We start from the raw sequence: 8,259 nt of genomic DNA on the forward strand, positions 1-8,259 counted from the left end.
GTCGGGGTCGGGGCGGTGGTCAGGTGCCCTCGCCGAGGGCCAGCCGGACCAGTGTCTCGGCGTCCATCTCGTCGAACGCGCTGGCCGGCTCGCCGCCGCCGGGCGCGGCCGGCGGTTCCGGGTCGGGCGGGCCCGCGGGCGCAGACGCGGACGCAGGCGCGGGCGCAGGCGCGGCGGCGGGTGGACCCGCGGCGGCCGGAGCCACCTCCGGGAACAGCTGGTCGCGGAGGTGGCCGGCGATGGCCTCGGGTGTCGGGAAGTCGAAGACGAGCATCGGCCGCAGGCGCAACCCGGTCGCCGCGGTCAGCCGGTTGCGGAACTGCACCGAGGCGAGCGAGTCGAAACCGAGCTCCCGGAACGGCCGGTCCGGTGCCACCTCCGCCGCGGACATGTGCCCCAGCGCCGCGGCGGCGGTGGCGCACACGACGTCGAGCAGGGCCCGGTCCCGTTCCGGGCCGCTGGCCCCCGCCAGCCGCCGCGCCAGCGTCTCGACCGGATCATCGGCCGCGCCGTCGACCGACCGCCGGGCCGGGTGGCGGACCAGGCCGCGCAGCAGCGGCGGGACGGCCCCCGCCCGCGGTGCCCGCGGGTCGAGCCGCATGGGCAGCAGCACGGGGCGGTCCGCGGTGAGCGCGGCGTCGAACAGCGCCATGCCGGCCGCGGCGGAGATCGGCCGCAGCCCGTTGGCGGCCATCCGCTGGTCGAGCGCGGCGGCGTCGAGGTGCCCGGCCAGGGCGCTGCGCGGGGCCCAGTACCCCCAGCCGAGGGCGAGCGCGGGCAGGCCGGCTGCCCGCCGGTGGTGCGCCAGGGCGTCGAGGAAGGTGTTGGCGGCCGCGTAGTTCGCCTGCCCCGCGCTGCCGAACGCGGCCGCGGACGAGGAGAACAGAACGAAGGCGGCCAGGTCGTCGCCCCGGGTGAGCTCGTGCAGGTGCAGGGCGGCGTCCATCTTGGGTCGCAGCACGGTGTCGAGGCGTTCCGGGGTCATCGCGGAGAACACCCCGTCGTCGAGGGTGCCGGCGGCGTGCACGACCGCCGTCAGGGGATGCGCCGCGGGGATCGCGGCGAGCACGCCGGTCAGCGCGGCGCGGTCTGCGACGTCGCAGGCCGCCACCGTCACCCGCGCGCCCAGGGCGGTCAGATCGTCGGTCAGCTCCGCGACGCCGGGCGAACCGGCTCCGCCGCGGCTGACCAGCAGCAGGTTGCGGATCCCGTAGCCGGTGACCAGGTGCCGGGCGACCAGCCCGCCCAGCGTGCCGGTGCCACCGGTGATCAGCACCGTCCCGTCCGGCCGCCACCGTGCCCGGCCGGCGTCGACACCGGCGCCGGCGACCGGCGCGCGGACCAGGCGTTGTCCCAGGACGGCGCCCTCGCGCAGGGCGACCCGCGGCTCGCCGCAGGCGACCGCGGCCGGCAGGGCCCGCTCCGACGCCGGCGTCCCGTCGACGTCCACGAGCAGGAACCGGTCCGGGTTCTCCGCCGCCGCCGAGCCGAGCAGGCCCCACACCGCGGCGTCGGCGAGACCGGTGACGTCGTCGTGCGCGCCGACCGCCACCGCCCCCCGGGTGACCACGACCAGCCGGGCGGCGGCGAACCGGTCGTCACGCAGCCATTCCTGCGCCAGGGCGAGCACCGAGCGCAGGGCGGTTCGCGCGGCCGCCGCGAGATCCGGGCCGGCCGCGGCCGAGTCGCTGGTCACCAGCACGACCTCGGGGATGGCCGGCAGGGCCGCGGCCGCCGCCAGGTCCGGGCAGGCCGGGGCGTGGACGCCGGCCAGCGCGAGGGCCGTGCGCAGCCCGAGCGGGTCCGGCCCGAGCACCGCCCAGCCCGGCGCGCCGGCACCCGAGGCCCGTGCGGGGGCCACCGGCACCCAGTCGAGGGCGAACATCGCGTCCGCCGCCGAGGCGCGCAGCGCACGCAGCCGGGCGGCGGCCAGCGGCCGGAGGCCGGTCGAGCCGTAGGCCGCGACCGCCGCGCCGGTGTGGTCGGCCAGCTCCACCGAGACCGCGCCGGCGCCCGCCGGGCCGACACGCACCCGCACCGCCCGCGCGCCGGTGGCGTACAGCCGCACGCCCCGGTAGCCGCCGTCGACCGCCACCACCGGCTCCGACACCGCGGGCGGCTCCGCGGGCGGCTCGGCGCCGGCTGCCGGGAGCCGTCCCCACAGGGCCAGGTGGCCGGCCGCCTCGAGCAGCACCGGGTGCAGGCCGAACCCGGCCACCTCGTGCTCGCCGTCCAGGACGGCCTCGGCGAACAGCTCCGTCCCCGCCTGCCAGGCCCTGGTCAGCCGCGGGCCGTCCGGCCCGTGGCCGTGACCGGCGGCGAGCAGCTCGCCGTACAGCCGGTCGACGTCCACCGGAACCGCGCCGGGCGGCGGCCACGCCCGCGGGTCGGGTACGGACGCGGCCGGGTCGGCGGTGCCCGCCAGCGTCGCGGTGGCGTGCGCGGTCCAGGGCGCGTCCGCCGGGGCCCCGTCGGGACGGGCATGCACCGTCAGCGCGCGGTTCCCGGTGCCGTCCGGTGCTCCGGCGTGCAGCTGGAGCCGGAGCGCCCCACTCTCCGGCAGCACCAGCGGCCCGGTCAGGGCCAGGTCGGTCACCTCCGGGCAGCCGACCTCGTCGCCCGCTTGGATGGCCAGCTCCAGCAGCACCCCGTCCGGCACGACCGGGACGCCGGCCACGGTCCGGCCGGCCAGCCACGGCTGCGCGGCCGGGCTGATCCGGGCCGTCAGCAGCAGGCCCCCGTCGGCCATCGGGACGGCGGCGGTGACCAGCGGATGAGCCGGGCCGTCGCGGCCCGGCGCGGCGACGGCGTCGGCCGGGCGGGCCGGTGCCGGCCGTGGCCAGAACCGCCGGCGCTGGAAGGCGTAGGTGGGCAGGTCGGCCGGGTGGGCGCCGGTGCCCGCGAACGCCTCCCGCCAGTCGACGCCGACCCCGTGGACGTGCACCTCGGCCAGCGCGGCCAGCAGGCGGTCGGCACCCCCGCGGCCACGCTGGAGCGTGCTGACGACCACGGCGTCCCGGCCGGCGTCGTGCGCCGTCTCGGCCAGCCCGAATCCCACCACCGGATGCGGGCTGACCTCGACGAAGGTGTCGAATCCGGCGGCCAGCAGCGCCCGCGCGGCGCCGTCGAGCAGGACCGGTTCCCGGGTGTTGGAGTACCAGTACTCGGCGTCCAGCGCCACGGCGTCCAGCGGCCCCCCGGTCACCGTCGAGTAGACCGGGATCCGGGCGGGGGCGGGAGCCAGTGGGCGCAGGATCTCCATCAGCTCGGGACGGATGCCGTCCACCTGCGCGCAGTGCGTCGCGACCGACGCCGCGACCAGCCGGGCGCGGACACCCTCGGCGGTGAGCTCGGCGACCAGGTCGTCCAGTGCGCCGGTCTCGCCGGCGACGGTGACCTGCCGCGGCCCGTTGATCCCGCCGACGGCGAGCCGGCCACCGAAGCGGTCGAGCCGGGCGGCGACGTCCGCGGGCGGCAGCCCGACCGACGCCAGCGCGCCCCGGCCGAGCAGGCGGGTGGCCAGCAGCCTGCTGCGCAGCGCGATGATCCGGGCCGCGTCGGCCAGGGAGAGAGCACCGGCGACGTGCGCGGCGGCGACCTCCCCCTGGCTGGTGCCGACCACCGCGGCCGGCGTCACCCCGTGGGCGCGCCAGGCCGCGGCCAGCGACACCATCATCGACATCAGCGCGGGCTGGATCACCTCGATGGCCTCCAGCGGCGGCGCGTCACCGGCCCCGCGGATCACGTCCAGCAGGGACCAGTCGAGGTAGGGCTCGAACGCCGCGGCGCACTCGGTCATCCGCTCGCGGAACGGCGGGCACGACTCCAGCAGCTCCCGGCCCATGCCGGACCACTGTGATCCCTGCCCGGGGAAGACGAACACCACGCGCGGGTCGGGAACGGCCACGCCGCGCACGACGAGGCCGCCCGGCCGGCCGACGCCCGCGGGGGCCATGCCGTCGACGGGGGCCGTCCCGGCAGCGGGGGCGGTCCCGTCGGCGGGATCCTGGTCGCCGGCGAGCTCCACGAGGCCGGCCCGCAGCTCGTCGCGGTCGGCGCCGACCACGACCGCCCGGTGGTCGAAGGCGGCCCGGGTCGCCGCGGTGGCCAGCGCGACATCCGCGGCGGCCGGGCCGGGACGGTCGTCGAGGTGGGCGGCCAGCCGGCGGGCCTGGGCGCGCAGCCCCTCCGTGGTGCGCGCCGACACCAGCAGCGGCACCGGCCGCGGCGACGACGCCGGTGACGACGCCGGCCCGACCCGCGGCTCCTCGGTGGCGGGGGCCTCGCGGAGGATCACGTGCGCGTTCGTGCCGCTGATGCCGAACGCGGAGACCGCGGCCCGCCGCGGCCCACTCTCGCCGGCCCGCTCCCGCCCCGCCGGGGCGCCGTCCGGGAGCGGGCGGGCCGGCCACGCGACCTCCTCGGTCAGCAGCCGGACGCCGGACCCGTCCCAGTCGACCTGCGGGGTGGGCTCGTCGGCGTGCAGGGTGCGCGGCAGCACCCCGTGCCGCATGGCCAGCACCATCTTGATCACACCGGCCACGCCGGCCGCCGCCTGGGTGTGCCCGATGTTGGACTTCAGCGACCCCAGCCACAGCGGCCGACCGGCCGGCCGGTCGCGGCCGTACGCGGCGATGAGGGCCTGCGCCTCGATGGGGTCGCCGAGCTTCGTCCCGGTGCCGTGCGCCTCCACCGCGTCCACCTCGGACGGCGACAGCCCGGCGACGGCGAGCGCCTGGCGGATCACCCGCTGCTGCGCCGGGCCGTTCGGCGCGCTCAGCCCGTTCGACGCGCCGTCCGAGTTGACCGCCGTGCCCTCGACGACGGCGAGCACCGGACGGCCCGCCCGGCGGGCGTCGGAGAGCCGTTCGAGAACCAGCAGGCCGACGCCCTCCGAGAGGCCGGTGCCGTCGCCGCCCGCGCCGAAGGCCCGGCAGCGGCCGTCCGGTGACAGCGCGCGCTGGCGGCTGAACTCGACGTACATCAGCGGGGAGGACATCACGACCGCGCCGCCGGCCAGCGCCAGCGAGCACTCCCCCCGCCGCAGCGCCTGGACGGCATGGTGCAGGGCCACCAGCGACGACGAGCAGGCCGTGTCGACGGTCACCGCCGGCCCCTGCAACCCCAGGGTGTAGGAGATGCGCCCGGACATGACGCTCGCCGCGTTGCCGATGCCGATGTAGCCCTCCGTCTCCGCCCCGGCGGCCAGCGCGCGCGGGCCGTAGTCCTGGACGTTCGTGCCGACGAACACCCCGCCCGGGGTGCCGCGCAGCGTCGACGGGTCGATGCCCGCGCGTTCCACCGCCTCCCACGACAGCTCCAGCAGCAGCCGCTGCTGGGGGTCCATCGCCAGGGCCTCGCGGGGGTTGATGCCGAAGAACTCGGCGTCGAAGTCGGCGACCCCGGCCAGGAAGCCGCCGTGGCGCACATAGGAGGTGCCGGACCGCTCCGGGTCGGGATCGTGCAGGGCGTCGAGATCCCAGCCCCGGTCGGCCGGGAACCCGCCGATCGCGTCCCGGCCCTCGGCCAGCAGCCGCCACAGGTCCTCCGGGGAGTCGACGCCACCGGGCAGCCGGCAGGCCATGGCCACGATCGCCACCGGCTCGGCGTCCAGCAGGTCGTGCTCACCGCCGTGCCCGCTCCGGTCGCGGGACGCCACAGCGCCCGGGACGCCGGCGGCGGGCGCGTCGTCCGCGTCGCCGCCGGTGATCTCCACCCGCAGGAACTCCGCCAGCGCCAACGGGGTCGGGTAGTCGAACACCAGCGTGGACGGCAGCCGCAGGCCGAGCGCCGCGCCGAGCCCGTTACGCAGGTCGACGGAGGTCAGCGAGTCGAAGCCGAGGTCACGGAAGGCCCGGTGCGCCTCCACGGCGGTGGCGTCGGAGTGCCCCAGCACGGCCGCTGCCCGGGTGCGGACCGTCTCGACCAGGGCCCGGTCCCGCTCGGCCGGAGGCAGCGCGGCGAGTCTCCGGGCCAGCGGCGAGCCGGTTCCGGACGCGGCCGGGGAGGCGTCGCCGTCCGCGACGCCGGACGGCCGGGCCTCACCAGCAGCCTCGGCGTCCTCTGCGAGCGTGTCGAACAGCGGGCGGCGGCCCGCCGAGGTGAAGACCGGGATGAACCGCGTCCAGTCGATCTCCGCCACGACGGTGTGGGTCTCGTCGTGGTCCAGCACCTGCCGCAGGGCCTCGAGGGCGCGGTCCGGCTCGAGGTAGCCGAGCCCCCGTGCCCGCTGCCGCCGCACGCCGGGGTCCTCGGCTGCCGCGGCGCCGGCGCTGCCGCTCTCCGCCAGCGGGCGCCACAGCCCCCAGGCGATCGAGGTGGCCGGCAGGCCGCGGGCACGCCGCCGCACGGCCAGGGCGTCCAGGTGGGCGTTGGCCGCGGCGTAGGCGGCGTGGTCGGCGCCGCCCCACACGCCGACGACCGACGAGAAGAGCACGAACGCGTCGAGGTCGTCGGTGGGGAACAGCTCGTCGAGCCAGTCGGCCGCGGTGGCCTTGGCGGCGATCGCGCCGGCCAGGTCGGTGACCGAGGTGTCGGCCAGCGGGCGCAGCCCGAGCAGCGCGGCGGTGTGCACGACGGCGCGGATCCCCTCGCCGTCGGTGGCCTGCCCGCGGACGACCGCGGCCAACGCCTCCCGGTCCGCGAGGTCACAGGTGGCCACGGTCAGCCGGACGTCCCCGGTGAACGCGCCGTGGCGCAGCGCCGCGATGTCGGGATCGTCCGCGCGGTGCGATCCGGCGAGCACGACATGCCCGGCTCCCCGCTCGGCCAGCCATCCGGCCAGGTGGGGGCCGAGCGGTCCGGTGCTGGTGACCAGCACGGTTCCGCGGGGCCGCCAGCGCCGGGCGGGTTCGACCCCGCCGAGCGGCGCGCGCAGCAGCCGACGGGCGAAGGCCGTGCCCGCCCGGATCGCGACCTGGTCCTCGTCGGTCGCGCCACGCAGAACCGCTGCCAGCCGGCGCCGGGCGGACCCGTCCAGCGTGTCGGGCAGGTCGACGAGGCCGCCCCAGCGGGACGGGTGCTCCAGCGCGGCCACCCGCCCCAGCCCCCAGGTCTGCGCCTGCGCCGGGTCGGTCACCGGGTCACCGCCGCCGACGGACACGGCACCGCGGGTGAGGCACCACAGCGGCGCGCCGATCCCCGCGTCGCCCAGGGCCTGGACGAGTAGCAGGGTGGCTGTGGCACCAACCGTGCCCACGGCGCCGTCAGCGCCGTCAGCGCCGTCAGCGCCGTCAGCGCCGTCAGCGCGCGGGGGCCCGTCGGGGTGTGCCGTGCCGGTCAGCGCGAGCAGCGACAGCACGCCCCGCGGGTCGCTCTCCCCGGCGCCGGTCACGGCTCGCAGGCGCCCGGAGAGGCCCTCCCGGGTGAGCTCGGCGGGGCCGACCGGGACGCTGACGATCTCCGCGCCGTCCTCGGCCAGGGCGCGCACGGCGTCGGCAGCGAGCGGCGGTACGCCATCGGCGGCCGGGTACGGCGTGACCACCAGCCATCGGCCGGTAGCGGCGGCCGGGGCGGCCCGCGGCGGCTCCGGACCGAGCGGATGCCAACCGACGCGGTACCGCAGCCCGTCAAGATCCGTCCAACCGGCCGCGCCACCGCCGGATGCGGCACCGCCGGCCGGGCGGCCGTCACCCAGCAGCCAGTAGCGCTGGTTCTGGAAGGGGTAGGTCGGCAGGTCCACCTGCCGACCGCCGGCCACCAGCGGGGCCCAGTCCACCGGAACACCGCGCACCCACAGCTGCGCCGCCCCGGCCGCCAGCCGGTCCAGCCCGCCGTCGCCGCGCCGCAGCGACCCCACGACCACAGCGTCCGGGACACCGGCCGCCTCGGCCGTCTCGATGATCGCCGCGGTCAGCACCGGATGCGGGCTGATCTCCACGAACACCCGGTGCCCCTCGCCCACCAACGCGTCGGCGACCTCATGCAGACGGACGGTCGACCGCAGGTTCCGGAACCAGTACTCCCCGTCAAGCTGCCCGGAAACAACCGGGGAGCCGGTGACCGTGGACCACATCTCGACAGTCCCCACACGCGGGACGATCCCGGCCAGCTCCGCGATCAGCCGGTCGCGCACCCGGTCCACCTGCACCGTGTGCGACGCGTAGTCCACCGGCAACCGACGAACCCGAACACCCTCCGCCTCCCACACGGACAGCAGCTCATCCAACCCCGCAGGCTCCCCGGCGACCACCGTCGCCGACGGCCCGTTCACCGCCGCCACCTCCACCCGACCAGCCCCCACCCCCGACCGACCAGCCC

1 protein-coding gene is annotated in these 8,259 nt (G+C 78.0%); it reads right to left on the minus strand.

Annotated features, from left to right (window positions below; translation table 11 throughout):
* Window positions 1-19: 19 nt before the first annotated feature.
* Window positions 20-8,242, minus strand: coding sequence for an SDR family NAD(P)-dependent oxidoreductase (locus FMEAI12_RS30945; RefSeq protein ID WP_368672126.1), 8,223 nt, complete (start codon window positions 8,240-8,242; stop codon window positions 20-22).
* Window positions 8,243-8,259 lie beyond the last annotated feature (17 nt).

This window comes from Parafrankia sp. Ea1.12, assembly GCF_900465275.1.
Classification (GTDB): Bacteria; Actinomycetota; Actinomycetes; order Frankiales; family Frankiaceae; genus Parafrankia; species Parafrankia soli.